The sequence below is a fragment of the Acidaminococcus massiliensis genome, assembly GCF_900095825.1.
In the GTDB taxonomy this organism is placed as follows: domain Bacteria; phylum Bacillota; class Negativicutes; order Acidaminococcales; family Acidaminococcaceae; genus Acidaminococcus; species Acidaminococcus massiliensis.
Map to the genome: position 1 here is coordinate 2,168,557 of NZ_LT608315.1, position 26,666 is coordinate 2,195,222.

The window sequence follows — 26,666 nt, forward strand, 5'->3', positions numbered from 1 at the left end:
CCTCCCGTTTTTTATGCTTTGGCAGCAGCGGCTCTGGCCTGGGCCAGTTTTTCCCCTTTGGCTTTCACTTCTTCCTGCATCTTCACCCTGGCATCCGCCAGTTTCTTCACCAATTCCGGATGGGCTCCGGCCAGGATCTCCACTGCAAAGATGGCAGCGTTCTTGGCTCCATTGATAGCCATGGTGGCCACAGGGATCCCAGAAGGCATCTGGACGAAGCTCAGGAGAGAATCCATCCCGTTGAGGGGCGTAGCATTGATGGGGATCCCGATCACCGGCAGGGTGGTATAAGATGCAATCACGCCGCCCAGATGGGCTGCCGCCCCGGCAGCAGCGATGATAGCTTCCACACCCCGATCACGGGCGCCAGCGGCAAATTCCTTGACCAGTTCCGGAGTCCGGTGGGCACTGGCTACCACCACTTCCACCTCTACCCCGAACTCCTTCAGGGTCTTTTCCGCAGGTTCCAGCACCGGCCAGTCCGAATTACTTCCCATGATAATTGCTACTTTCATTCGTGAGCACCTCCAATGAAAAAAGGCCCTTGATACCGCCCGCACAGCCAGTGTTCAAGTTTCTCAGAGCCAAACCACCACAATCATTTTTCTTCTCTTATTCTATCAATGGACTGTTTCTCTGTCAATGTTTTATCGAACTTTTATAACATAAGTTACACTATCGTTCGAAACGGGGAAGGCTGATGCAGGGGCAACAGCCCCTTTTAGGAGTCCCGAGTCGTCAGTCTCGAGACCCGCGACCGATTCGCTATGCGGCTCTATAGCCAGGGGTTGTTGCACTTAGTGTAAAATAGTTCTCGGTGAAATGAATAATCCCTTATAAACTTGCAAAAAGGAAGACCTTCATCCTATACCACTACAGAGAGGAAGAGAATGTCAGGAAACTGCGGGCTTATTTGGAACATAACTGGGAATGCCTGACTCCTTTGCCGCTGAGGGAGGGACTGGAAGACTGTCGGAAAGGGCTGGGGACTTGTGAAAGCAACCATCGGACGTATACCTATCGGATGAAGAAACAGGGACGGCGCTGGAGCTATAGAGGCGGCCTGGCAATGGTCAAGGTAATCTGGGACTGCTGGCCGCAGCACTGAACTGGTGATAAGGACGGTCCCAAAGTCCGCCCTGTGAGGGGCGGACTTGGCCTCCGGCTATGCTGGTACTCTTTGCGGGTATACGTCGATACCCCGGGAGCTGGGAGGGCAGGCCCAGGAGGAGTCGGCGGGATAACATCGACAGTGGTCGTTCCACGGGTGGAGCACGCGGGCGATAGTGTCCGGCTTCCTGGTCCGTAGCCGCTGCCTTTGACCGACAGGGCAAGGCGATAGGCTGTGAGCCTCCCGCCAGGGACGAACGGGTCTGCCCTCCCGGCGGAAAGGTGAGGTGCAGGTCAGTACGGGTATAGGAGGACTTTTTCCCTCTGGGAGGCCGGGACGGGTTTGCCTGCGGCGAACCCCTCGTATAATAGAGTTGTACCAGATATTCTCTTTTATAGTGAATTACGGTACGATTAGAATGGAGCTGTGGATTGGTTGCTCGCCCCTACCGCTTGACGGTTTTCGTAGAGTCCGACCACAGACTTCATTCAATTTGTTAATGAGTTGGATACCGCTCGACGGTTCATATCTAGCGAGGATACATTATGATGAAGTCTCTGTGGCTTTGATGCACAGCTGCCAATTCAAAAAAAGGAGGTTGATTTTTATGCTTTGTGTCGGAATTGACGTTGCAAAGCGGAAACATGACTGCTGTATCATTGACTCGGATGCATTGAAAACAGTTGAATCTTTTACATTTCCCAATTCACGGGAAGGCTTTGACATGCTCCTTTCCAAGATTTCTGAACTGGGCATTCCAAAAGATAAAATAAGAGTAGGATTGGAAGCAACCGGTCACTATTCCTCGAATCTCGCCCATTTCATCTCAGAACATGACCTTCCACTGCTCACTTTCAATCCGCTTCTCACGAATAGATACAAGCAAGGATTCAGCCTGCGTAAAACTAAGACTGATAAAGTCGATGCCTGCGCTATTGCACAGATGATTGTGTCAGGGAAAGGATCCCAAACCTACTCTTCTTCATTGTACCATAACGAGGAAATGAAATCACTCTCTCGTTACAGATCTCAAACCATGCAGAAGTGTTCCAAGCTAAAGATATCAGTTTCCCGTCTGGTTACGATTTTATTCCCAGAGCTGGAAGGGCTGACATCTTCCATCCATCTTGCTTCAATCTATGCGCTTCTAAAAGCCTATCCTGGCCATGAACAGATTGCTCATTGCAGCATGAAGCGGCTGACGCGCCTGTTAAGTGATGCCTCACAGGGGAGATTTGACAAAAGCAAGGCTTTGGAAATCCACCAGGCAGCATGCCGTTCTATCGGTAAAGTCTCGCTTTCGGCTTCTATGGAACTCGTCCATACCATTACGGATATTGAAGTGTTGAAGCAGCATATCGTTGAAATCGATGAGAAGCTTAAGGAAATGGTGGACCAGGAAGAATCTTCGATTATTGACATACCAGGGATCGGTTATACCCTTTGTGCCAGCATTCTGGGCGAAGTTGGTGATTTCAAGCGTTTTCCGGATGTCGACAAGCTCCTGGCTTACGCAGGGATGTCACCTTCCAAACATGACTCTGGAGACTACCATTCGAAGCATAACAAGATGGAAAAAAGAGGATCCCCCTATCTGCGAAAGACACTGTACCTTGCCGCCCGCCTGGTTGCACAGAACGTACCGAAATTCAAAGAATACCTTGAAAAGAAACTGTCAGAACACAAGCCTTACAAAATCGCTTTGTCCCATGTAGCCAAGAAACTGATCCGATTGATTTACCGGCTTGGTATTAGTGGCTGCCCTTATTTAGCCTGATTTTTTTAAGCCCACAAAAGGGGGCTTGGGTAAGTGCGCCCTTTTGCCAAGATCCATAGCAACTGAAATTTATTTTAAAATTGGCTTGACTTTATATAGTTGGTCTACATCGTTGGGGTCAAAGACTCGTACATCTGGCGAGCCGCCGGTTGTGCGGCCTCTACGGGCCCATGCTCTTCACTCTTCACTCTGCACTCTTCACTTTCGGACATGAATGAATAACTATACTGTGATGAAGGCTTCACCGAGAACTTGTTGACACATACCGTTGTTGCGCGTTCCGTGCAACAACCCCTTCCAATATGCTATAATAGGACCAAAGAGGTGATTCCCATGAAACAGTCCATCTGGACACGGCTTTTTATGACCATCCTGACCGCTTTTTCCGTCTGTGGTTCTGCTCTGGCAGCCGGAGCGATCCCGGTGCCCAAACCGGGCCGTATCGGAGCCGCGGTGCCCCGCCCCACTGTGCCCATCGGTGATTATCAACGGCGGAATCCCATCCCTACTCCCGTTTACTCCCCTGTGACCCCGTCCCGTCCGGTACAGGTACAGAAGATTCCCCTGCGCCCCATCGTCCAGCCCATGACGGGAAGCCTGGCTCCTACGGGAGAACAGCTGGAGGTCTTCAAGCCCAACCTGACCCTGTTTTCCTGGGCTGCCCCCCGGGAAATCGGCACCCCCTTCAGCCAGACCTTCCTGAACAATCCCAGGGAGTCCCTGGTCTGGTGGAAACCCGCCAGCGCCATTACCCAGGGAGATATCTTCCAGAGCCGGCTGGCACGGATAGTGGAAGAGGTGAAGTAAAAAAAGGCTGTGAAGAAATGTACGATGCATTTCTTCACAGCCTTTTTTTCATTTCACCCACACAATGGTCGCCCCAAATCCCCCTTCGTTCAAGGGGGCCATTTCTGTTTTCAGCACGTTGGGGTGCTGGTCCAGGTATTCCAGGAGGCCTTTTCGGAGCATGCCGGTGCCCTTTCCATGGACCAGACGGAATCGATCCATGCCGGCCAAAAGGGCGTCGTCGATGGCCTTGTCCACATAGGGGATGGCTTCGTCCACGGTCTTGCCCCGTACATCGATCTGCACCGTGGCATCCTGGGCCTTCTTCACAAACAGATTATGGCCCTGGCTGGTGCTCTTTTTCAAGGTCCGGTGGGTGCTCCGGGGCTGGCTGGGGGCTTCCTTCAGCAGCAGACAGTCCTTCAGCTTCAGGTTCATCTTCATGATCCCGATCCGCACGGTGACTTCCTTGCCGTTCAAGGCCACAATGGTGCCGCTCTGGCCGATCTTCTTCACATACACCTTCTTGCCCACCGCCGCATTGCCGCTGGTGAGCCCCTGGCCTTCCGGCAGGGGCTTCCCGTCAATGGAGAAGTTCTTGTTCAGCACCTTCCGGGACAGTTCCGCCAGCTGTTCCACCTTCCGGCTTTCTACCATGTCCTGGTTGGCCCGGAGCTCCTTCAGGATGGAGGTGGATTCCCGCCGGGCGTTCCGGTACAGTTCGTCCGCCTGTTCCCGGGCCTTCCGCAAAATGGCGTTCCGGCTCTTTTCCAAGTCTTGTTTCTGGCGGGTCAGTTCGTTCTTCAGGTATTCCGCTTCCCGCTGGAGGGAAGCGATTTCATCCTTCCGGCTTTCGTATTCCCGGCGCTCTCCTTCCAGATTCTGGAGCACCCGTTCCATATTGCTGTGGCCTTCCCCGATGAAGGTCTTGGCTTCGTCCAGGATCTCCTGTGGCAGGCCCAGCCGTTTGCTGATATAGAAGGCGTTGGAACTGCCGGGCACCCCCATGAGCAGCTTGTAAGTGGGCCGGAGGGTTTCCGGATCGAATTCCACGCTGGCGTTTTCCATGCCCTCATGCTCGTAGGCAAAGGTCTTCAGTTCACTGTAGTGGGTGGTCATGATGGTGAGCACTTTTTTGTTGTACAGGTACTCGATCATGGCCATGGCCAAGGCCGCCCCCTCGGTGGGGTCGGTCCCCACGCATACTTCATCCACCAGCACCAGATCCCCTTCCCGGACTTCCTCCAGGATGGAGATCATGTTCTTCATGTGGCCGGAGAAGGTGGACAGGCTCTGTTCGATGCTCTGTTCATCCCCGATATCCGCATAGACGCCCCCGAATACCGGCAGGATGGCTTCTTGGGCTGGGACAAACATCCCAGCCTGGGCCATGAGGGCGAACACTCCCACGGTCTTCAAGGCCACGGTCTTGCCCCCGGTGTTGGGGCCAGTGATCAAAAGGGTGGTAAAATCATCCCCCAAGTTGATGTCTAAAGGCACCACCTTTTCCTGGTCCAAGAGAGGATGGCGTCCCTGGGTGATCCGCAGCCGCTGCTGGAGGATCATCATAGGCCGGCAGCAGTGGAGCTTCTGGGCCAAGGCAGCTTTGGCCCCGATCAGATCCACCTGGGCAGCCACTTCTAGGGAACTGAGGATGTTTTCCGCCTCGCTGCCCACATGGCCGGTCAGGGTCCGGAGGATCCGCTCTACTTCCGCCTGCTCCTCCAGCCGGTATTTCTTGATGTCGTTGTTCAGGTTCACCACGGCCATGGGTTCCACGAATAGGGTAGCCCCGCTGGCACTTTGATCATGGACCACCCCGGGGAAGTTCAGCCGGTATTCCTGTTTGATAGGGATCACGTATCGGTCTTCCCGCATGGTCACCAGAGCATCCTGGAAATATTTCTGGTTGTTGGGATCGTGTAAGATATTGGTAAGCTTGTCCTTGACCCGGTTCTTGGCCGCCAGGATCCCGGTGCGCAGGCCCTGGAGCTTCACAGAAGCATTGTCCTTGATGTTGCCTTTTTCATCCAGAGCGCTGGACAGCTGCTTGCTCAGCCGGGTGAAATCTCCCAGCTGGGGGCCGTAGTCCCGGAGGGCTGGAGCATTTTCCGTGTCTTCCAGCAGGAACTGTTTCAGATGACGGAGCCCATCGATGGTATCTCCGATGGCCTTGAAGTCTTCCGGTTCCAGGATGCTTCCCACCCGGGTCCGTTTCACCAGGGGGCTGATATCCGTCATGCCCCCCAGGGGCAGCCGCTTCCCTTCGTCCAACAGCTGGACGGCTTCGGCAGTTTCCTCTTGGGCCAGTTTCACCTGTTCGAACCGGCTGGAGCTCACCAGGTCCAGGGCCAGTCTCCGGCCCAGAGAAGTCCCCGCCTGGTCCGCCAAGAGAACCTTCACTTTATCGAATTCCAATGTATTGACAGCAAATTTCGCCATAATATCTCCTTTAATATTGAAAAGTCAGCAGCCAAAGGCGGGCTTCCGCCGCTGCCTGTTGACTGCTGACCGGTTTTACAGGACTCCCCGGAAATAATGTCCCCGAGTGGTGTGGGGACGGTTCTCTTCCACTTTGGTGTCCCCATCCAGCACGCCCCGGTACATAGCCGTCAGTTCACCCAGCTCTTCGGCAGTATAGCCCCGGCCGTCGATCCGCATCCGAGCGATCCCCGCCTTTTCCAGATCCGGCACATTGGCCAGCATGGAAAGAGGATGGCCGTTGAGCACGTGCATCCGGCCGAATTGGTCCTGCTTCAGGGGGAACCTTTCCTTCTTCCGGTCTTCCAGGAACCCTTGTTCTTTGCAGTGGAAGCTGCAGGACCCTTTGTGCAGGTTCCCTAAGAAACTCCCTTCCACGCAGTATTCGCTGACCATCATTTCCAGGGCCCCTTCTGCCAGACATTCGATAGGGAGAGGGCTTTTTTTCACCAGGGCCGCCACCTGCTGGAGGGTCAGTTCCGGAGACAGGGTAATCCCTGCAAAGCCCTGTTCCTGCCAGAACAGGATGCTCTGGCTGTTGTAGGCGTTCATGTCATAATCCAGCCACAGAGGCAGTCCCAGCTCCCGGGCCATTTCCACCAGCCCGTTGTTGGCAATCAGGAACCCGTCCGGTTGGAGGGCCGCCCACTGGGCCAGGGTGTTCCGGAAGTATTTCAGCTGGCCTTCGCTGACGATCCTACTGGTGGCTGCCAGCCACTGTTTCCCCCGGGCCCGGGTCCACCCGCTGATGGTCCGGTAATCTTCCAAAGTGAGAAGCGGCAGGGTATAGCTGTCTCCTCCCACCAGCAGCACATCGGCCCCGGCTTCCAGGGCCACCTTGGCCTTTTCCAGGGTGTCTACCTGGACGCTGAGCTGGCTGTGTTTCCGGGTACCATGGTTTTCCCGCTGCCGGAGCACCTCCTTGTGCCACACGGCCCTCTTCCGAGGCGGCAGAAAAGCATCCAACCTCTTCTGGGTCAGTTCTTCCACTGCGGCCCGGCGGGCTTCGTTGATTTCGCTCATGGGCACCATGACCCCTTCATCCAAATGGCAGACCAATTCTCCCAGGGAGAATTCCGTGGTCCCCAGCCGGTCCAGCTGCTTTTTCACAGCAGCTTCATCCAGGGCATGCTTCCTGGCCTTTTCCACGATGAACCCGGTTTGGGCAGAGCCGGTATTCCCCTCTTCATCCGTAAGGATTACCTCCATGGGCTGGCCCAGACGGGCAGTGACTTCCGCGTACAGAGGAATCCTTTTCTTGTGGTCTTCCCCGAAATACTGGGCGGCGTACTGCATCAGTTCATTGTCATAGGTCCGGAACACCCGGTCATTGAGCCGGATCCCCCGGGGCACGGGAATGGTGACACTGCTGCCGGCCCGGGCCACCGGCACCTGTTTTCCGTTTACGGTCATCTGTTCCACGGAGGTGCCTACCCGGCCTCCCACGCTGACCCAGAATTCCAGTCCGTCGCCCAGGTGCAGGTCCCGGTCCAGCTTCAAGGTACCGGCCGTATGGTCCTTGCTGAGGCTCTGGACCCGCCCCAGGAGCACCCCCCGGTTGTTGGGCCGCCGGTCGCTCATCATAGTCCGTCCGGGACGGTTCACCATATAGGCAGTGGTGAAATCCCGGTTGAAGATCTGCTCGATGTTGTCCCTGTCTTCCTGGGGCACTTCATAATGGCCGGCCAGGTAACTGTCGATGGCCCGGCGGTAAATATCCGTCACTACCGCCACATATTCCGGCCGCTTCATCCGGCCTTCGATTTTAAAGGAATGGATCCCTGTTTCGATCAGCTGAGGCAGCACATCCAGGGTGTTCAAGTCTTTGGGGGACAGCAGGTAATGGCCGGCATCCACCTTGGCCAGCAGGTCCTTCCCCTCCTTATCCACTAGGGTATAGGGCAGCCGGCAGGGCTGGGCACACCGGCCCCGGTTGCCGCTGCGGCCCCCGATCAGGCTGCTCATGAGGCACTGGCCGCTGTAGCAAACGCACAGGGCTCCATGCATGAAGCCTTCGATTTTGCCTGGAGTGGCTGCGCAGATGGTCTTCAAATCTTTCAAAGTGGTTTCCCGGGCCATCACCGCCTGTTCCATGCCATTGTGGTAGGTGAACAAAGCACCAGCGGAATTGGTCACTGTCATCTGGGTACTGGCGTGGAGAGGCAGTTCCGGAGCCACCTGCCGGGCCACTCGGATCACGCCCAGATCCTGGACGATGATCCCGTCCACCCCGATGTTGCTCAAAAAGCACAAATATTCCCCCAAATCGGGCATCTCTCCATCGTCCACCAAAGTATTCACGGTCACATAGATCTTCACCCGATGAAGATGGGCGAACTGGATGGCCCGAGTCATTTCTTCCGGCCCGAAGTTCTCCGCATAGGCTCGGGCCCCGAAATGGCTGCCTCCCAGGTACACCGCGTCGGCTCCGGCGAAGACAGCGGCCTCCAGGGCAGCCCAGGTCCCGGCCGGGGACAAGAGTTCGATATCTTTTCTTTCCATGATTGCTCCTTCTATTCCTTTTCAAAAAGGGAAAACTTCCCGTTCAACACTTCATTCATGACTTTTTATTTTACCATATTCTTCCGGCCCTTGCCAGCTCTCCCCGAGACACAGGGGCATAAGAAAAAGGCTGCTGCATGCGCAACAGCCCTTCTCATTCCCTGCTCTACCGTACCTTAAACTTGAAAACCCGTTCCCGCAGGGGAGCCGCCATGGTCTTGGCATAGACGGCCTTTACTTGGTAATCCCCCGGCTGGGTGAAGCTGGCAAACAAGATGGTCACCCCAGGAGATCCGGCTTGGCCGGTAGGGTTCAGGAGGGGCAGTGTGAAAGAATGGCCCAGATTGGCAAATCCCGGCTGGCTGCTCTGGTCCACCAGGACCCACTGGTTCCCACTGGTAGGGTTGGCTTCCATATAGAGAGCCACCAGTTCCCCAGGTTTCAGGTCCAGTGTCATGTCCTCCGCAGCACTGTCCAGTTTATAGCTGGTCAGCAGACGGGCTCCTTCCGCCACATTGATGGCCTTGACCAACTGGGTATAAGGCACCATGGTGTCCAAAGGTCCTTCCGGAGCCGAAGCTACCCGGATGCCGTTTTCTGCAAACACGTATTCCTTTCCTTGGAGATACTTGGCATATTCTGCTGAATTGGTATACAGCAAATCCTGATCCTCCAGGGCTTTGCCTCCTGATACGTCCAGGTTCAGCCCGCCATAGACAGTCCGGTCCCCTTCCGCCTTCAGGATCACGCTGAACAAAGTGGGCCGGTTCATGGTCACTTCATAAGAAAGGACAGCCTTGCCTCCTGCGGCCTTGCCCAGGGCATTGGCTTTTTCCTTGATCAAATGGTTCAGGTTGTTCTGCTGATAAGGTTCTTTCAGCCCATCTACAAAAGGGACCTGGCCGGAAGCCTTCCCTTCGGAATAGTCCTGGCGCAGCAGGGTGGTATGGCCAAACGCGAAAACAGGCAGCGGCAGCGCCAATGTGATGCCCAGTGCCAATGCGGCTGCAGATTGTTTCAGATGCATGGATGGATTCCTCCTTCGATTTGCCCAGCTGCTGCAGAGATTTCTTCTGCAGCAGGAGCCGGGGCTGGCAGACTGAGCCGCTCCGGTATCCTTTCTTTATTGTACACGAAAAAGGAGGACAGAGGGATGAAAATTTGGGGAACTCAAAACACATACCGGGTGCAGAAGGGCTCCAATACGGAGGGATCCGGCTGGAAAAGAGCCTTCTCATGGATCTGGATGTCTCTGCGGCAAGCTAGGATACCCTGCACAGCAGCCCCTTCTTCCAAAGTGATGCCGCCCGTTGCATACAGGTAAGCCTTATCCAGCCGCACTCCCCTCCCCACCCGCAGTTTTCCGAACACCAGGATCCGGAAATCCCCTTCTGCTGCGAAGGGCCCTTCCAGGTCTAAGTCCCGGCCGTGGACCAGGACAGCCCGCCCCCGGAGGATACTCTTCCCGCCCCAACGGAGCCGTTCCTTCCCATAACAGAGCTGTCCTGTCAGGGGCATTTCCATCCTCCGGGCATCCGGCAGGGGCCAGCTCCTGACCCTGGAAAACACCGTTTCTTTCACATACAGGACATGCTCCGCCCAACCGTTGCTCCAGATTCCTGTTTCCGGAAAGGAGCTACCTTCCTCCGTCCCCGGCATGGAGATTTCATAACGGCTGCCCTGCATCAAGGGTTCTCCTGAACCATGGCGGAGCTGGAGCCGTTCCTGGCGGAGCAGATCCTTTTTCTTTCCCTTCGTTTCCAGGGTGAGGAATACCTCCGGTGACTGGGGACCGAAAGAAATTCCCGGCAGCTTCCGTTCCCCAGATACAGTGAAAAACGGTTCCCCTTCCCGAATCCGGGCCAGGCTCTTCCCTAGGATTGCCCACTGCCGGGCCTCCTGCTGGAGCTGCTGGGTCTTGAGGCTCTGGGCTGCTGTCCGCAGGAAAGCCCAGGAAAAGCTGCCCAGAAGCACCAGCCCTGCCAGCAGCAGAGGAGTAAGCATTCCAGGAGACCGCTTACGGTCCATAGGAAAACACCTCCTGAAATTCTTTTTCCACCCCGGTTTTCCGATGGATCAAGGTCATCTTCCAGGAAAGCCGGCCAGGTCCTGCCAGTTTTGCCGCAAAACCAGTGACTGCCACATGGTCAGGAGAAATGGGGTTGACGCCAGGTTTCTTGGCCTGGGGATTCCAGGTCCGCCGGTACAGGACCGGACAGCGGGAAGAAGGCGATTCCTTCACATAATAATCCCGCCGGGCAAATCCTGGGCCTCCATAACACCGTACCACCGTCCCTTCCGGCCCCTCTGCCACCTGGACCTGTTCCACATCGAACAGGAACCGGGCTTCCAGCCGAGCATGGAGATCCTGCTCCACTCGATCCAGTTCCGCTTGGAGGCAGAGCCGTCCCAGAGCATGAAGTCCGTGGGGCACTGCCCGAAGCAGCAGTCCCACAAGGAGCATACCCAGAAGAAGGACCAGATATCCTTCAGCCACCAGGCTGCCCTGGCTTTTTTTCATAGCACCCATAGGTACAGAGGATCCTTTCTCCCTGGCGCAGGGTCACTTTCCGCAAAACCACCCCAGGCAGTCCAGCCACCGTATCCTGCCGGATATCCGCCTGGAACTCCTTTTCCCAGCGGGGAGGGAGGGCACCGGTATCCAGCAAATGCACCGCAGCCCGGCTGCTTTCTTCCAGGGTACGGCGGGCCAGGAAAAGACCCTTTCCGGCCTGGAACACTTCCAGAGCCAGGAGACCTCCAATAAGGACACAGACCCAGGCCCCTAATCCATCCAGCAGCAGGAACCCGGCCTGTTTCTTAGGGATTCCCATAGCTCATCCTCCCGGTCACCGGTTCAAAGGTCATCTCTCGGCCCAACTCCGGCTGGTTCAGATGCCGCAGTTCCAGGGTCAGGGGCTCTTCCACATTTCCGCCAGGGGTAAAGCCTCCCCCGGCCCCAGAAAGAGAAATTTCCCCAAGTCCCAGCCGGGGATAATCCAGGATCGTTTTCCGCCGGGTGCCTGCCACCGCATACAAGCGACTCCCGTCCGGGGTGCAGCGGAACCGGATATCATAATGATGGAGATACTGGGTCCTTTGCTGGAGAGCCGTCAAGGATCCGGCCAAGGCTCGTTCTGCCAGATCCAGCTGCCCCAGGGAATGCCATTTTTTCCACTGTCCCAGCCAAGGCAGGGTCAGGGCCATCCCCAGAAGAGATAAGCTCAGCCCCAGCAGGAGATCTGCCAGGAGAAAGCCCGGATGCTTCTTTCTTGCCCTTTTCATGATTGCTCTCCGGAATTGCCCTCCGGTTTCTCTCCCAGCTGGTCACTGCGCACGATATTTCCATTGCTCAGTTCAGCCGTAAAGATCACTGGATCGGCGGTTCCATCTTCGATCTGGATGCCCTTATAATCCCGGTTGGGCACATACTTCCCATTGACCAGGGCGGCCAGGGTCACTTCCTCCCCGCCTTTTTCCATCCGGTACAGCTGGGCTCCGCTTTCCAGCAAGGCCATGTCCGAGATCAGCTGGGTATCCTTGGATTTGTTGATGGCATTGCGGATAGAAGGCAGCAGGAAGGCGGCCAAACCGCCGATAATAGCCAGGACTGCCATCAGTTCGATCAAAGTAAAACCAGGTTTCTTTTTCCGTTGGATCATCTTTTTGCAAGTCATGTTCTTCTTCTCCTTTCAGGTCAGCAGGGGCAGTCCCTGCAGCAAATCACACAGAGGGGACAAGAGGAGGGCCATGAGACTGGCGCATCCTCCTGCCAATAAGACCAAGAGGGCCGGTTCCAAGAGGGTCCTGGCATTTTTCAGCCAGCTCTGGAAATCCTGGTCCAGGATATGGGCAGCTTCTGTCAAAAGAGCCGGCAGCTGGCCGCTTTCTTCTCCCAAGGCCATGAATTCCACTGCAAGGGGACTGAACAGAAAAGGCGTCTCCCGGGCGATGGCCGACAGGGAAGAACCTGCAATCACCGCTCTTTCCAGCCGAGCAGCCTGGAGCCGGAAAATCCCGGCTGGAAGGATCCCAGAAGCTTGGGGCAGGGCTTGGTCCAGGGGCAGCCCGCCCCGCAGGAGCAGGGCCAGGAGCCGCAGGAAACGGATTTCCCAGAAAGATCGGAGCAGCTGGGAAACCAAAGGACAGGACGGCAGCCAGCGGTCTCTCTCTTTCCAAAGGAATACAGGCAGGCTCCCCAGGGCCAGGACCCCAAGGAGGAGCAGCAGAAGATGGCTCTGGAAAAAATCCTGGCAGGCCAGCAGCACCAGGAATCCCCTGCCCGGCTGCAGCCCTAAAGAAGCATACAGCTCCCCGAAAAGGGGCACGAGCCACCAGCAGAAACAGGCTCCCATAGCCAAGGCCAAGCAAAGGACCAGGGCCGGGTAGAGACAGGCCTGGAGAACGGTTTTCTGATTTTCCCGCTTTTTCTGATAAAAAAGAGCCAGCTGCTGGAAGACAAAGGGAAGCTGTCCGCTGTTTTCCCCAGCTTCCGCCAACGAGGCAGCCAACAGCCCAGCCTGTTTTTTCTGCCGGGCCAGGACTTGGGAAAGGGACATTCCACGCTGGAGCCCCCGCTCCAATTCCCGGCAGAAAGCCCTGAGCCCTGGGGATCCATGGCCTTCCAAGGCACGGAGCGCCCGCAGGATGGGAAGCCCCCCCTGGAGCAGAAGTCCCAGTTTTCGGAAAAAAGTTTCCCGGTCCAGATCCGTCAACTTCTGCCGGCCCAAAAACAGCCGCTGGAAAGGACTCACTGGCCGGAGCTGCAGGATGTGGGGGAACCGGGCTTCCAGCTCCTTTCCCGCTTCCCTAAGGCATCCTGCCGCAAGGATTCCCTTACGGACCCGGCCTTCTCCATTCCGTGCTTTCCAGGCATAATAAGGCATTTGCTTCACCTCCCTTCTCTGTTTCCCTTTCGGGAAAGAAAAGGAAATCCCTTCCCAGACCGTCATTAAGTGTAAGAAAACCGGCATTTGGTAAAAAAAGACTGTGAAAAAATGAAAAATCATTTTTTCACAGTCCTTTTTTGTCACGATCTGTGACCAGAGGGGGTGCTGCACAGAACGTGCAGCACCCCCTCTTCTTTTATTTCTCTTTCCCTTTATCCAGCATATTCTGGATTTCCTGCATGAAACTGTTCACATCGGCAAACTGGCGGTACACAGAAGCAAAACGGACATAAGCGATCTGATCGATCTTTTCCAGATGGGCCATGACCACTTCACCGATTTTTGTGGATTTCACCTCGTTTTCTCCAGATGCCCGGATCTCATTCTCGATCTGGTTGGTCAAACTCTAGATCTGTTCGTAAGTGAAAGGCCGCTTCTCAAAAGCCCGCAGGAGGCCTGCCAAAATCTTCTTGCTGTCGAACATTTCCCGCCGGCCGTCCCGTTTGATGACCAAGAGAGGGATCTGTTCATATTTCTCGTAAGTCGTGAAACGCCGGCCGCAGCGGGGACACTCCCTCCGACGCCGGATGGACGCCCCCTCTTCAACGGAACGGGAATCGATGACACGGCTATCTTCGCAGCCACAGAATGGACATTTCATAACCTACACCCCCTGTTCCTTATTTGTTGCGGATCCAGGGCGGAATCTCCGAAGTGGGAGAAGTGAAGCTGCTCACCTTGGAACCGGCAGCTTCTTCGGCAGCCTTGGTGATCCGGCTGGTAGAAGTCTGGGGTTTCACAAAGGAAGCAGGTTTGGGGGTATTGCCCACGGAAGGTTTCCCTTCATCGATGCCGGTGGCAATGACGGTGACACGGATTTCATCTTCCATGTTCTCATCGATGTTGGCCCCGAAAATGATGATGGCATCCGGATCCACCACATCGGTGATGATCTTGCTGGCTTCATTCACATCCATCAGGCTCAGGTTGGGACCGCCGGTGATGTTCAGCAGCACACCCTTAGCGCCTTCGATGGTGGAATCCAGGAGCGGGCTCTTCACGGCATTTTCAGCAGCAGCCGCAGCGCCTTCATCCCCTTTGGCCGTACCGATTCCCATCATGGCAGAACCGGCATTAGTCATGACAGCCTTCACATCGTTGAAGTCCACGTTGATCAGGCCGGGGACGCTGATCAGGTCAGAGATCCCCTGTACGCCCTGGCGCAGCACATCATCGGCCAGTTTAAAGGCATCTTTCATAGAAGTCCGTTTATCCACGACCTGGAGCAGACGGTCGTTAGGGATGGTGATCAGGGCATCCACCTTGGCTTTCAGGTTAGCGATTCCCTGTTCAGCCACGTTGAAACGGCGGCGTCCTTCAAAGGAGAACGGTTTCGTCACCACACCCACGGTCAGTGCGCCGGCCTGTTTGGCCATTTCAGCCACCACATGGGCAGCTCCGGTACCGGTACCGCCGCCCATACCGGCGGTGATGAAGACCATGTCGGCACCTTTTACGCACTCTGCCAGTACATCTTTGGATTCTTCTGCAGATTTTTCCCCTACTTCCGGGTTGGCCCCTGCACCCAGGCCTCTAGTTTCGTCCTCACCGATCTGGATCTTGGTGGGGGCGCTGGATTTCTTCAGCTGCTGTGCATCGCAGTTCACAGCGATGAATTCCACACCCTGCAGTCCGGCTTCGATCATGCGGTCCACAGCGTTGTTGCCGCCGCCGCCGACGCCGATGACTTTGATTTTTTCCAGGGGCTGATCCATCGTATCTTTGTCTGCCTCAAACATGTTTCATGGTCCTCCTCATCTATTGTGTGATAAGATACTTGTTTCTTCGTACACTATATCTAGTATACCATTTAACAGATAATATTTCATCCCCATTTTGGGGAAAATTTTGCCTTCTTTGGTGGAGATTGTTCACCGCCTCTCAGTCCCCCATCAGCAGCCGCCGGATAATGGCGATGTTGTTGAAGATCCGGAGACCGAAGGCGATTAGGGCCACATAATACAGGTCGATGCCCAGCCGGTAGCCGAAATAACACAGGAACACGGCAAAGATCCCGTTGGCAAAAAAGCCGCTGAGAAAGATCCGGTGGTTGAAATGCCCTTCCAAAGAAGACCGGTAGCCCCCGAAAGCCGCATCCAGACAGCCCATGAAGGCCACCGCCACCAGCTTGCTGTACATGGGCGGCACCACAGGGAAATAAGCTCCCAAGGCAATCCCTGCCGCCAGCCCCAACAATGCGTAGATCATCCTTTGCCCCCTTCCTCCGGCCGGGCATATTCAAAGTGCCGGGTCCCTTTGTAAGCCGGGATCACCAGATTGTCCTTTTTCTTCACATCTACGGTGATGCCCCAGAATTTCAGGTTCTCCACCACTCCGCCCCGGAGCCGCAGAGCGCTTTCCAAGGTCTTAGGGTCACCGATGGCCCGGATCTCGTAAGGAGGACTGAACCGGGTATTGTTCACGGAGACCGTGGGACCGGCACACCGCACTTCAGAAATATCCAGCAGCCGTTCCTGATTGATGGAAAGGGCTTCCGCCCCGGCTGCCCGGAGTTCGTTCAGGAGCCGGAGCAGGTCATCATCATGGATCACATACAGATTGGGATTTTCCCCGGCTTTGGGAGTCACCTTGCTGTCATTGACCACCACCAGGACCCCGGGGCCATGGAGAGGGACTTCCCCCGCCTTGATTTTCAGGTCGTTCAGGACTTTCCGGTCTCCGCCGGCTCCCTGGGTCTCCATTTCTTCCAGTTTGGCGGACAATTCCTTATTTTCTTTCTCCGCATTCTTCAGTTTTTCCACCAGATCTTCCGCCCGCTGCTGGTTCACAGACTGCTTGGCCTGTTCAGCGCTGCGGAACTGGGTGGAAATCATCGCTCCTACGATCAAACACACCAGGAACACGAAGAATTTCTCTCTTGGACTGTGCGCAGCCATGCCATTCTCCTAACTACAGTTTGATATAGGGTTTCTCGTACGTCAGATCGATATACTGTGCCTTGATTTTCTTGGCTTCCAGCTCCTGGCAGATGGACTTGAAGGTTTCCAGCTTCTGGATTCCGTTCTCCCAGGTCCCCAGGATGATGGGGATCCCGTTGTGGAGGTAGATCTTGAGGCTTTTGTTTTCGCCCACATGGATTTCCATGATCCGGTCCCGCAGGTCCGGATCCAGTTTCCCCAAAAAGCCCAAGATTCCTTGGATTTCCTCATCCTCCGTCACATCTCCCAAATCTGCTGCAGCGATATGCCAACCGGAAACAAAGGGAGCCTCCCCGCCGGTGACCCCATCCGCTACGCCGATGATATGGCCGGTGGGATCCACTTGGGCATACTGTTTCCCTTCCATGGCCACATACAGAGCCGGCTTCCGGTCCGTGATCACCACTTTCAGCACATTGGGCCAGCCCAGAGCCAGCTCCGCCTTCTCCACTCGGTAATCGCTCCGGAGGCTGGCAAGGAGTTTCTGTCGGTTGATGTTGAAGATATTCAGAGGTTCCCCTGCATCCCCCATCTCCCGGACTTCCTCCAAGGTTACCGCCGTATCCCCCACCACCTGCAGCTGCCCAAAGGCCAGCCAAGGCTGATGGAGCAGCACATAAGAAGCGATGAGCAGCAGGAGGGAACACAGGAAGAGCGCGGCCCGGGCCTTGTTCAACCGGCGCCGGGGCTTCCTCTTGCTCATTTTCTCTCCAGAGTCCGGTGGTTTCCGTCCCTTTCTCCGCCTGCTTTTTTCAGGAGGGGTTCCCTGCTGTTCTTGCTGTCCCTGCCGGGACCGGAATGTCTCCCGTCCCGCAGCCCGGTCTTCCAGGGCCTGGGCTTCCTGGGCCTCGGTCCGGCCATAGATGTAAGCTTGGGCCTCCTGCCGGATCTTTTCCCGTTCCTGGGCGTTCACTTCTGCCTGTTTCCGGGCTTTTTCCTGGCGCAGCCGGGCCGCCCGCATCTCCTGGCGGAAGCTGCTGGTCCTGGGCTGCGTGTCCCCGGCTCTTCCCTGCCGACCGTCTGCCGGTTTTTCCTGGGGACCACCCTGGTCAGGCTGGTCCTTCCGGACCTCTACCTGCCGGTTTTTCCGAAGGTCCTCCCCGTTTCCCCGGTGCCCCCGCCCGATCCGGGGCTGGAGCCATTTGGGCCTCATCATCTCAATGGGCCGTCTTCAGGATCTTCTCACACAGATCCGGGAAGGAAATACCCATGGCCGCTGCCGCTTTGGGAATCAGGCTGGTAGCCGTCATCCCTGGGATGGTGTTGACTTCCAGGGCGATGCAGTCCCCGTTGTCCGCCAGCATCAGGTCCGTCCGTGCCACCCCGCTGCAGCCCAGGGCTTCATAAGCCGCCACAGCGATTTTCTGGAGCCGCTGGGTAGTCGCTGCATCAAAAGGAGCCGGGCAGGTATAGGTGGTAGCCCCTTTGGTATATTTGTTGTGGAAATCATAGAAATTCACATGAGGTTCGATGAGCACCAGAGGCATGGGAATGGCCCGTCCGTCTTCCCCCATCATTACGCCGGCAGCTACTTCCTTGCCGGTGAAGAAAGCTTCGCACAGCACATGGTCGCCGTACTTGAAAGCTTCGTCCAGGGCCCCGTCCAGCTGGCTTTCGTCTTTGACGATCACTACGCCGATGCTGGAGCCCTGGGTGGCCGGTTTCACCACACAGGGGATCCCGATTTCCTTCAGGATCCGGACCTTGGGTTCCTTATCTATTTTTTTGTCCAGGAAGATACATTTAGCGGTGGGTACATGGTTGTTCTGGAACAGGTGCTTGGTATAGACCTTGTCCATGGCCAGGGCACTGGCCAGGACGCCGCTGCCCGTATAGGGGATGCCCAGCATTTCCAGGATGCCCTGGAGCCGGCCGTCTTCCCCGTAGAGCCCGTGGACCGCATTGAACACAACCTTGGCCCCGGATTCCTTCAGCTGGTCCACGATGTGATGGGGATCTAGGTCGATGGCCACGGCGTCATACCCTTTTCCTTTCAAGGCATTCAGGATAGCGTTCCCGGTATTCAAGGAGACTTCCCGTTCCTTGGAAGGGCCTCCCATGACGACTGCGATACGATCTTTTTTATCCATTGTCAGTTCCTCCGTTCCAGTGCCTGTACCAGATGTTCACCCAGTTTGTAGATATCGCCGGCCCCGATGGTCATGATCAAATCTCCGCTCTGGGCCTCCTCTTTCAGGCGGTCCAGGATGGCCGGCTGGTCCGGCAGATAAGTCACTTCTTGGCCGGTGGTGGCCCGCACTTTATCCGCCAGCAGTTCGCCGGTGACTCCGGGGATGGGGTCTTCGCTGGCTGCATAGATATCCGTTACGATCAGCTGGTCCGCATCTTTGAAAGCCACGGCGAATTCATCCAGGAGCAGCTGGGTCCGGGTATACCGGTGAGGCTGGAACACCACGATCAGCCGCTGCGGATGGGTCTGCCGGGCTGCTTTCAAAGTCGCCTCGATTTCCGTGGGATGATGGGCATAATCGTCCACCACCCAAATACCGTCCACTTTTCCTTTGGTCTCGAACCGGCGCTTGGCCCCGCTGAATTTTTCCAAGGAAGCCAGGATCCCGTCCAGGGGAAGGCCCAATTCCCGGGCTGCTGCAATGGCTCCCAAGGAATTGAGCACATTGTGCCGGCCAGGGATGATCAGATGGCCTCGGCCGATGATCTCTCCTTTGTAGACCACATCATAATGGGTGCCATCCGTGCCATAGACGATGTCCTTGGCCTGGTAATCCGCATCCGTGCTGTCGATGCCGTAGCTGATCACCCGTTTGTCCGTATGTTCCCCGATGGTCCGCACCTTGGCGTTGTCATAGCAGAGGACGGCGCAGCCCTCTTCCTTGATCTGGGAGACAAACTGGGCAAAGGCCTTTTGGATGTTTTCTTCGCTGCCGTAATGGTCAAGATGGTCATCCTCGATGTTGGTGACCACGGCGATGTACGGCCGGAATTTCAGGAATGAACCGTCGCTTTCATCCGCTTCCGCCACCACATAGTCACTTTTCCCATTGGCCGCATTGGACCCTAGGTTGTTTACGATGCCCCCCACTACGATGGTGGGATCCAGGCCGCAGTCATAAGTGATGCAGCTGAGCATGGAACTGGTGGTGGTCTTCCCGTGGGCACCAGCCACGGCAATGCCCTTGTGCTTGTTCATCAGGTAGGCCAGCACATCGCTCCGGTGGATCACCGGCACTTGGCGCCGATGGGCTTCCACCAGTTCTGGATTGTCCGGATGGATGGCAGTGGAAACCACCACCACTTCCGCCCGTTCGATCTGGCAGGCCGCATGGCCGATGAATACCAGAGCCCCTTCTTTGGCCAATTTGGTAGCCATATAGCCGGGTTTGGCGTCGGAGCCGGACACATGATAGCCCCGTTTGATCATCACATAGGCCAGGGCGCTCATGCCGGCCCCTCCGATACCGATGAAATGTATGTTTTTAATCGTATCCAAATCAACCAATGGTCGTTCCTCCTATTTGTTCCGTTCTGCCAGTTCCATGGCAGCCTCTGCAATGGCATCCGCCGCCTGGGGCATGGCTGCCCGCAAGGCACTGCGGTGCATGGTTTCCAGCCGTTCCGGTTCCCGGAGCAGTTTTTCTACTTTTTCCAGGAGCCAGTCCCCTGTCAGGTCTTTGTCCAGCGCCACCAGGGCCGCTCCCTGGGCTGCCAGGGCCCGGGCATTGTATTCCTGGTGGTTGGCGGTAGCATAGGGATAGGGGACCAGGATGGACGGGATCCCCTTCACCATCAGTTCCGCCAGTCCGATGGCGCCGGCCCGGGAAACGGCCAAATCTGCCGCAGCCAGGGCCAGGGGCATATCGTGGAGATAGGGCACCACATGGATGTTCCCCGCATGGAGCACCTTGTCCCCCAAGGCTTCTGCATGTTTTTCATAGCCGGCGGTCCCGGTGGCATGGAGGATCTGGATCCGTGGATTCCCCGCCAGTTTCTGTTCCACCGTCACCATGGCCTGGTTGATGGTCCGGGCTCCCCGGCTGCCCCCAAAGGCCAGCAGGGTCGTCTTTTCTGGATCCAGGCCGAATTTTGCCAGACCTTCTTCCCGTCTGGCTTCCAGGATCTCCTGGCGGACCGGGTTCCCAGTATAGACTTTTTTGGCATGGGAGGCAAAGTATCGGCCCCCTTCCTTATAGCCCAGGAACACTTCATCCACGAACCGGGACAAGATCTTGTTGGTGACCCCGGGCATGGCATTCTGTTCCTGGATGCAGGTGGGCACCCGTTTCATGGCCGCCCAGAACAGGATGGGCCCGCACACATACCCCCCCGTGCCGATCACCAGGTCCGGATCCAGTTGGTTCAGCAGGCTGTAGGCTTCCTTCATACCCAACACCAGCTCACAGGCACTTTTCAGAGTGCCCAGGCCCAAGTGCCGTTCAAAGCCAGCCACCTGGATGAATTTCAGGGGATAGCCGTACCGAGGGATGATGTCCTTTTCCAATCCCTTCCGGGTCCCCACAAAAGTGATTTCACAGTCAGGGTCCAGCCGCCGCAGGGCACCGGCAATGGTCAGTGCCGGATAGATGTGGCCGCCGGTTCCCCCGCCGGACAGTACAACTTTCACGCTTCTGCCTCCTTGGCCAGATCATGGACGATCTGCTTGAACACCCGGCCCCGTTCTGGGAAATTGGCGAACATGTCATAGGAAGAACAGGCCGGGGAAAGGAGCACCACCTGAGGTGCCCGGGCCAGGCTGTAGGCTTTCCGCACGGCGTCTTCGAAGGTACCGTCGATCATGATGATGTGCTGCACCCCGTGTTTTTGTGCTGCTTCATAGAACCGCTGCCGAGCTTCTCCCAAAAGGATCAGGGCATCGGTCTTGGCCTTAATCGTTTCCATCAGATCATCCAGGCCGGTCATCTTATCGTGGCCTCCTGCCAGGAGGATCACATGGCCGTCCTTGAAGGCTTCCAGGGCCTTGATGGCAGAATCCGTATTGGTGGCCTTGGAATCGTTGTAGTATTTCACTCCGTTGATGGTGGTCACATATTCCAGCCGGTGTTCAACGCCCCGGAAATCTTTCAGTACCCGGGCCATGTTGACCGCAGTGACGCCAGCAAAATGGGCGGAGAGGCAGGCAGCCAATACATCTTGTTCATTGTGGGCCCCGAAGATCTGGAGGTCGGCCACTTGGCAGATCTTTTCCGTCTTCCCGTCCAGGGCCAGGGTGAACCATCCGTCTTGGATGAAGCCCCCTTCCGGCAGCACTTTCTGGGTGCTGAACCAGATCACCCGGCTTTTGGCCTTATCTCCCAGTTTGCTGGAAACCGGGTCGTCAGCATTGAGGATCAGGATCTGATCCGGAGTCTGGAAGGCAAAGATCTTGGATTTGGCAGCCACATAGCCGGCCATGTCCCCGTGCCGTTCAAAATGGTCGGGGGTGATATTTACGATGCAGGCCACGTCCGGTGCCAGACTGGTGGTCCCTTCCAGCTGGAAGCTGGAGAGTTCGGCGGCCACCCAGGAATCAGCGTCCAATTCCTGGAGCTCCTTGCTCAAGGCAAAACCGATGTTCCCGGCCACGGTGGTCTTCACCGGCAAGGTAGCCAGCATCCGGCCCAAAAGAGTAGTGGTAGTGGTCTTGCCGTTGCTGCCGGTCACGGCGCACCAGTGGCCTTTGTAGAGCCGGCTGGCTTCTTCCGCTTCAGCAATGATCTCCATCCCCAGTTTCCGGGCCTTTTTCACCGTTTCCGTGGTGAAGGGGATCCCGGGAGAGATGATGAAGAGACGGCACTGTTCCAGATAAGGTTCTGGATCTTCCCCGCAGACGTAGATCCCTCCCTTTTCCTGGAAAGCCTGCAGCCAGGCCGGATCCAGATCTTTTTTATCATCATTGTACAGGATCACCCCAGCACCTTTTTGGGCCAAGACTTCTGAAACGCCCTGGCCGCTGATGCCGGCCCCGTACACAAAGATTTTCTTCTTGTCATCCATGAATGATGCCCCCCAAGTTTATGTTTATCGTCCATCGTGAATCGTTTATTGAGTCGGAAGTCAGAAGTCGGAAGCCCCGGGATGAATTTGCAAAGCAAATTCTTTGAATATGTATAACCTTTGTACGAAATGGTCATCATGAGAATTTCTTTACTGGTTCTACATATTCAGTAGAATCCGTCCAGCCAGACGGATTCTGTCCTAAGGCTTCTGACTCCAGACTTCCGACTGCGGGCTATTGTTCAATCAGCAGCCCTATTACTTCATCAGATACATCCCCACACCCAAGAGGGAGAACAGGCAGCTGGCCAGGAAGAACCGCTTCACTACAATGACTTCTTTCCAGCCTCCCAGTTCGAAATGGTGGTGGAGAGGTGCCATCCGGAAGATCCGCTTCCCGTGGGTCATTTTGAAATACCCCACTTGGAGCATCACGGACAGAGCTTCCAGTACGTAGATGCCCCCGATCACCACCAAGAGCAGTTCCGTATGGGTCCCGATGGCTACCGCGGCCACCGCCCCGCCCAGTGCCAGAGAGCCGGTATCCCCCATGAAGCACTTGGCCGGATGATGGTTGTAGATGAGGAAACCCAGGCAGCAGCCCACGATGGAAAGGGCGAACAGGGCTTCCGGCAGGAGACCGCTGGCAAAACCGATATAGGCAAAAACCAGCATCACCGGGATGGTCACGCTGGAAGCCAGCCCGTCCAGTCCGTCGGTCAGGTTCACCGCATTGGTGGTGCCCACCAAAAGCAGCAGCAGGAAGAGATAATATCCGGTGCCCAGGTCCACCGTGGTGTTCACCAGGGGGACCCAGATCCGGGTGCTGTACACAGTCACGTCCCCAGGATAGAACAGGTAGACAGCCGCCACCAGGATCTGGAGGGCCATCTTCTGTTTGGACGTAAGGCCTAGGTTCCGCTTGAAGAAGATCTTCAGGCCGTCATCGATGAATCCGATGAGCCCATAGCCTACAAAGAGCCACAGAGCCACGATGGTCCGGGAGTCCAAGGGGATCCACAAAAGGGACGCCGCAATGGCCGCAGCGATCATCATCAGGCCTCCCATAGTGGGAGTGCCGCTTTTCTTCAGATGTTCTTTGGGGCCGCATTCCCGGATGCTCTGGCCGAAATGCCATTTGTGGAGCAGGGGCAGCAGGAACCGGCCGAACAGGGCCGTCAGGACAAAGGAAGTGACCAGGATGCCCACGCCGCTCAGCATGTCTTGGCCCCCTTCCGGAACACCGTATCGATCAAAGAATAGACTTCCATCCCATGGGAGCCTTTCAGCAGCACCACATCATCAGGCCGGACCAGCCGTTCCAGCACTGGAGCTGCCGCTTCCTTATTTTCCACATAGTGGACAGGGACACCGGCTTTTTCTGCCGCTTCCGCCGTATACCGGCTTTCCGGCCCATAGCAGATGAGGGCATCCACTCCGTATTTGCCGCACCATTCTCCCACCTGGGTATGGCCGCTGCGGGAATGGGCTCCCAATTCCAGCATATCTGCCAACACGGCGATGGCCCGCCCTTTCCCCTGGTCCTTTACTACATCTCCCAGGGTCTTGAGGGCTGCTTCCATAGAAGCTGGACTGGCATTGTAGGCATCGTTGATCACCGTCACCGGTCCGAAATGGAGGATTTCCTGGCGCATGCCGGTCATCTTCAGGTTTTCCAGACCCTGGGCGATGGCTTCGTCAGGGACGCCGTACACTTCCCCCACTGCCACCGCAGCCAGGGCGTTCATTACATTGTGCCGACCTAAAAGAGGCAGCTTCACTGCCTGTGTGTTCCCTGTGATCCGGCTCCGATACACGAATCGGGTGGCCAGTCCGTCGGCAGTGATTTCTACTGCCTTTACATCGGCGTCGCTGTCGATGCCATAGGTATGGACCGTAGCTCCGGTTTCCATGACGCTGACCCGAGGATCATCCCCGTTCAGGAAAGCATGGTTCTTAGGGGTGAAATCTTCCAAGATCTCACTTTTGGCCTTGGCGATGTTTTCCAGGGACCCCAGCAGTTCCAGATGGGTATCCCCTACATTGGTGATCACGGCGGCATCCGGGAACGCAATGTGCTTCATGGCCCGGATCTGTCCCAGGCCCCGCATGCCCATTTCCACCACGGCCATTTCCGTATCCTCCCGGATGGTCAGGAGGGTCTTGGGCAGGCCGATTTCATTGTTGAAATTGGCCTGGGTCTTGATCACCCTATATTTTTCTCCCAATACAGCAGCGATGCAGTCCTTGGTAGAAGTCTTGCCGTTGCTGCCGGTGATGGCGATCACTGTCAGTCCCTTTTGTTTCAGCCGCCAGCAGCTGGCGATCTTCTGGTAGGCTTCCAGAGTATCGTCCACCTGGATGCACCGGTCCGCTGGTACCCCTTCCGGCACTTCTGAGACCACCGCTGCCCGGGCTCCCTCCTGGAGGGCCTGGGCCACGAACCGGTGGCCGTCGAACCGTTCTCCCTTCAGAGCCACAAACAGGCACCCGGGCACAATGGCCCGGGAATCGGTGGTGACATCCGTAAACTCTTCCAAATCCCCCAGGGCCATAGGCACCTGGAGTGCTTCCTTCAATAAAGCAACATCAAGCATTGGTCTTCCCCTTCTGGAAAAAGTCACGGACCACTTCTCCATCATCGAAATGGATGGTCCGGTCCTTCAGGACCTGGTAGTTTTCGTGGCCTTTTCCCGCTATCATGACAACATCTTCCGGTTTGGCATGGGCCATGGCATAGTCGATGGCTTCCCGCCGGTCGGTGATCTTGTGGATTTCTTTTCCTTCCGGATTCTCTTTCAATCCTTCTTCGATATCCCGGATGATGGCTTCCGGATCCTCGGTCCGGGGATTGTCGCTGGTGACGATGACGATGTCCGCCAAATCAAGGGCAATCTGCCCCATGATGGGCCGTTTCTTCCGGTCCCGGTCTCCTCCGGCCCCGAAGATCACCCACAGTTTCCCTTTCGTGATCTGCCGGGCCGTCTTCAGCACGTTTTCCAGACCGTCCGGAGTATGGGCATAGTCCACCACCACCGTAAAAGGCTGGCCTGCATGGATCAGCTGGAACCGGCCAGGCACCCCAGCGAAATCGTCCAGTCCCCGGATGATATCTTCCCGGGACAGGCCTTCTGCGATGGCGGCACAGATGGACCCCATCACATTGTATACATTGAATTCCCCGGTGATGTGGAGTTTCAGATCCATTTCCCCCACAGGGGTATGGAGATTCAGTTCCATATGGGTGGCAGCCACGTGGAAGGTGAGGGGATACACATCGTTTTCCTTCCCCTTTCCATAGGTCATGATCTTCGTCTTCACCCGAGGCATGATCAGGGCCGAACTGGGATCATCGCTGTTGAACACCGCCGTCTTATTGGGTTTCACCCCTTCATGGAGACGGGTGAACAGCAAAGCTTTGGCTTCCCGATAGTTTTCCATGGTCTTGTGGAAATCCAGATGGTCCTGGGTGATATTGGTAAGGACCGCCGTATCGTATTCGATGCCGGCCACCCGGTCCAGGGCCAGGGCATGGGAAGAGACTTCCATGACACAGGTGTCACAGTGGTCTTCCACCATCTCATAGAGCATCTTCTGGAGGTCCACCACGTCCGGGGTGGTATTGTGGCTGGTGCGGACTTTTTCCCCGATCATCACATTGATGGTGCCGATGAGACCCACCTTGTGGCCGGTCCGGGTCAGGAGGGTCCGGAGGATATTGGTGGTGGTGGTCTTGCCGTTGGTGCCGGTGACCCCGATCATCCGCATTTTCCGGGCTGGCCAATCGTAGAACCAAGGTGCCAGGGTCTTCACCGCTTCCTGGGTGCTGGGGACCCGGATCACCGTCATCCCTTCCGGTGCTTCCGTTTCTTCTTCCGTCAGGGCAGCTGCAGCTCCCTGGGCTGCGGCCTTTCCGATGTATTTGTGGCCATCCGTATTGGCCCCTTTGATGCATATAAAAAGGCTGCCAGGGCCGGCGGTCCGGGAATCGATGGTCAAATCGCTGACAATCTGATCCGCTCCATTCCCTGTAACCACGGCACCAGGCAGCTGGCTGATTACATCCTGCAGTTTCCTTTCCATGTTGATCCCCCTTATGATTGGCAGACAACTGGAAAACAGGCTGTCTGCCAATGGCTATGTGGGCCTTT

24 protein-coding genes and 1 pseudogene are annotated in these 26,666 nt (G+C 56.3%); 3 read left to right on the forward strand and 22 right to left on the reverse strand.

Features of this window, described 5'->3' with window-relative positions; translation table 11 throughout:
- Positions 1-11: 11 nt before the first annotated feature.
- Entirely contained in the window at positions 12-515 is a 504-nt protein-coding gene (gene purE / locus BQ2657_RS10425) for a 5-(carboxyamino)imidazole ribonucleotide mutase (protein ID WP_075580551.1), read from the reverse strand.
- A 347-nt stretch (positions 516-862) separates the two neighbouring features.
- Between purE and BQ2657_RS10430 the strand changes: the two genes are divergently transcribed.
- The 3 genes from BQ2657_RS10430 to BQ2657_RS10440 all read left to right on the forward strand — a co-directional run bounded on the left by BQ2657_RS10430 (position 863) and on the right by BQ2657_RS10440 (position 3,695).
- Positions 863-1,108 (forward strand): UPF0236 family transposase-like protein, encoded by a 246-nt coding sequence (locus BQ2657_RS10430; RefSeq protein ID WP_261796540.1) that lies wholly within the window; start codon positions 863-865, stop codon positions 1,106-1,108.
- Positions 1,109-1,718: 610 nt separating this feature from the next.
- Entirely contained in the window at positions 1,719-2,888 is a 1,170-nt protein-coding gene (locus tag BQ2657_RS10435) for an IS110 family RNA-guided transposase (RefSeq protein WP_075580553.1), read from the forward strand.
- 333 nt (positions 2,889-3,221) lie between these two features.
- Positions 3,222-3,695: a hypothetical protein gene (locus tag BQ2657_RS10440; RefSeq protein ID WP_075580554.1), complete on the forward strand. Its 474-nt coding sequence runs from the start codon at positions 3,222-3,224 to the stop codon at positions 3,693-3,695.
- 48 nt (positions 3,696-3,743) lie between these two features.
- Here BQ2657_RS10440 and BQ2657_RS10445 read toward each other — a convergent pair whose 3' ends face one another.
- The 21 genes and pseudogenes from BQ2657_RS10445 to BQ2657_RS10545 form a co-directional block, all read right to left on the reverse strand.
- Positions 3,744-6,116 carry an endonuclease MutS2 gene (locus BQ2657_RS10445; protein WP_075580555.1) on the reverse strand — a complete coding sequence of 791 codons (2,373 nt, stop codon included), beginning with the start codon at positions 6,114-6,116 and terminating at the stop codon, positions 3,744-3,746.
- 75 nt (positions 6,117-6,191) lie between these two features.
- Positions 6,192-8,657 (reverse strand): U32 family peptidase, encoded by a 2,466-nt coding sequence (locus tag BQ2657_RS10450; RefSeq protein ID WP_075580556.1) that lies wholly within the window; start codon positions 8,655-8,657, stop codon positions 6,192-6,194.
- Positions 8,658-8,823: 166 nt separating this feature from the next.
- Positions 8,824-9,684: a protease inhibitor I42 family protein gene (locus tag BQ2657_RS10455; RefSeq protein WP_075580557.1), complete on the reverse strand. Its 861-nt coding sequence runs from the start codon at positions 9,682-9,684 to the stop codon at positions 8,824-8,826.
- 143 nt (positions 9,685-9,827) lie between these two features.
- The gene (locus BQ2657_RS10460) at positions 9,828-10,685 is read right to left on the reverse strand and encodes a hypothetical protein (protein ID WP_075580558.1); all 858 of its coding nucleotides are present in this window, start codon (positions 10,683-10,685) and stop codon (positions 9,828-9,830) included.
- Positions 10,675-11,187, reverse strand: coding sequence for a hypothetical protein (locus BQ2657_RS10465; protein WP_187119200.1), 513 nt, complete (start codon positions 11,185-11,187; stop codon positions 10,675-10,677). The genes BQ2657_RS10460 and BQ2657_RS10465 overlap by 11 nt, the downstream gene beginning before the upstream one ends.
- Positions 11,147-11,491, reverse strand: coding sequence for a hypothetical protein (locus BQ2657_RS10470; protein ID WP_075580560.1), 345 nt, complete (start codon positions 11,489-11,491; stop codon positions 11,147-11,149). The genes BQ2657_RS10465 and BQ2657_RS10470 overlap by 41 nt, the downstream gene beginning before the upstream one ends.
- Complete coding sequence (locus tag BQ2657_RS10475) at positions 11,478-11,942, reverse strand: hypothetical protein (protein WP_075580561.1); 465 nt, start codon at positions 11,940-11,942, stop codon at positions 11,478-11,480. Before BQ2657_RS10475 ends, BQ2657_RS10470 begins: the two co-directional genes overlap by 14 nt.
- Entirely contained in the window at positions 11,939-12,334 is a 396-nt protein-coding gene (locus BQ2657_RS10480) for a type II secretion system protein (RefSeq protein ID WP_075580562.1), read from the reverse strand. Before BQ2657_RS10480 ends, BQ2657_RS10475 begins: the two co-directional genes overlap by 4 nt.
- A 15-nt stretch (positions 12,335-12,349) precedes the next feature.
- Positions 12,350-13,543, reverse strand: coding sequence for a type II secretion system F family protein (locus BQ2657_RS10485; RefSeq protein WP_075580563.1), 1,194 nt, complete (start codon positions 13,541-13,543; stop codon positions 12,350-12,352).
- 199 nt (positions 13,544-13,742) lie between these two features.
- Positions 13,743-14,207, reverse strand: a pseudogene (nrdR, locus tag BQ2657_RS10490) (transcriptional regulator NrdR).
- A 19-nt stretch (positions 14,208-14,226) separates the two neighbouring features.
- Positions 14,227-15,345 carry a cell division protein FtsZ gene (gene ftsZ, locus BQ2657_RS10495; RefSeq protein ID WP_075580564.1) on the reverse strand — a complete coding sequence of 373 codons (1,119 nt, stop codon included), beginning with the start codon at positions 15,343-15,345 and terminating at the stop codon, positions 14,227-14,229.
- A gap of 142 nt (positions 15,346-15,487) precedes the next feature.
- Positions 15,488-15,814, reverse strand: a complete 327-nt coding sequence (locus tag BQ2657_RS10500; RefSeq protein WP_075580565.1) for a small basic family protein — start codon at positions 15,812-15,814, stop codon at positions 15,488-15,490.
- Positions 15,811-16,503 (reverse strand): DUF881 domain-containing protein, encoded by a 693-nt coding sequence (locus tag BQ2657_RS10505; RefSeq protein WP_075580566.1) that lies wholly within the window; start codon positions 16,501-16,503, stop codon positions 15,811-15,813. The genes BQ2657_RS10500 and BQ2657_RS10505 overlap by 4 nt, the downstream gene beginning before the upstream one ends.
- Positions 16,504-16,516: 13 nt before the next feature.
- The gene (locus BQ2657_RS10510) at positions 16,517-17,701 is read right to left on the reverse strand and encodes a cell division protein FtsQ/DivIB (RefSeq protein WP_075580567.1); all 1,185 of its coding nucleotides are present in this window, start codon (positions 17,699-17,701) and stop codon (positions 16,517-16,519) included.
- Position 17,702: 1 nt separating this feature from the next.
- Positions 17,703-18,635 carry a D-alanine--D-alanine ligase family protein gene (locus tag BQ2657_RS10515; RefSeq protein ID WP_075580568.1) on the reverse strand — a complete coding sequence of 311 codons (933 nt, stop codon included), beginning with the start codon at positions 18,633-18,635 and terminating at the stop codon, positions 17,703-17,705.
- Positions 18,636-18,637: 2 nt separating this feature from the next.
- Positions 18,638-20,023 (reverse strand): UDP-N-acetylmuramate--L-alanine ligase, encoded by a 1,386-nt coding sequence (gene murC, locus BQ2657_RS10520; RefSeq protein ID WP_075580569.1) that lies wholly within the window; start codon positions 20,021-20,023, stop codon positions 18,638-18,640.
- Positions 20,024-20,035: 12 nt separating this feature from the next.
- Positions 20,036-21,145 carry an undecaprenyldiphospho-muramoylpentapeptide beta-N-acetylglucosaminyltransferase gene (murG, locus tag BQ2657_RS10525; RefSeq protein ID WP_075580570.1) on the reverse strand — a complete coding sequence of 370 codons (1,110 nt, stop codon included), beginning with the start codon at positions 21,143-21,145 and terminating at the stop codon, positions 20,036-20,038.
- A complete protein-coding gene (murD, locus tag BQ2657_RS10530; RefSeq protein WP_075580571.1) occupies positions 21,142-22,515 on the reverse strand; it encodes a UDP-N-acetylmuramoyl-L-alanine--D-glutamate ligase in 1,374 nt (457 codons plus the stop codon). The genes murG and murD overlap by 4 nt, the downstream gene beginning before the upstream one ends.
- A 258-nt stretch (positions 22,516-22,773) precedes the next feature.
- On the reverse strand, positions 22,774-23,736 hold the full coding sequence (gene mraY / locus BQ2657_RS10535) for a phospho-N-acetylmuramoyl-pentapeptide-transferase (protein ID WP_075580572.1): 963 nt from the start codon (positions 23,734-23,736) through the stop codon (positions 22,774-22,776).
- A complete protein-coding gene (locus BQ2657_RS10540) occupies positions 23,730-25,112 on the reverse strand; it encodes a UDP-N-acetylmuramoyl-tripeptide--D-alanyl-D-alanine ligase (protein ID WP_075580573.1) in 1,383 nt (460 codons plus the stop codon). The genes mraY and BQ2657_RS10540 overlap by 7 nt, the downstream gene beginning before the upstream one ends.
- Positions 25,105-26,598, reverse strand: a complete 1,494-nt coding sequence (locus tag BQ2657_RS10545; RefSeq protein ID WP_075580574.1) for a UDP-N-acetylmuramoyl-L-alanyl-D-glutamate--2,6-diaminopimelate ligase — start codon at positions 26,596-26,598, stop codon at positions 25,105-25,107. Before BQ2657_RS10545 ends, BQ2657_RS10540 begins: the two co-directional genes overlap by 8 nt.
- Positions 26,599-26,666 lie beyond the last annotated feature (68 nt).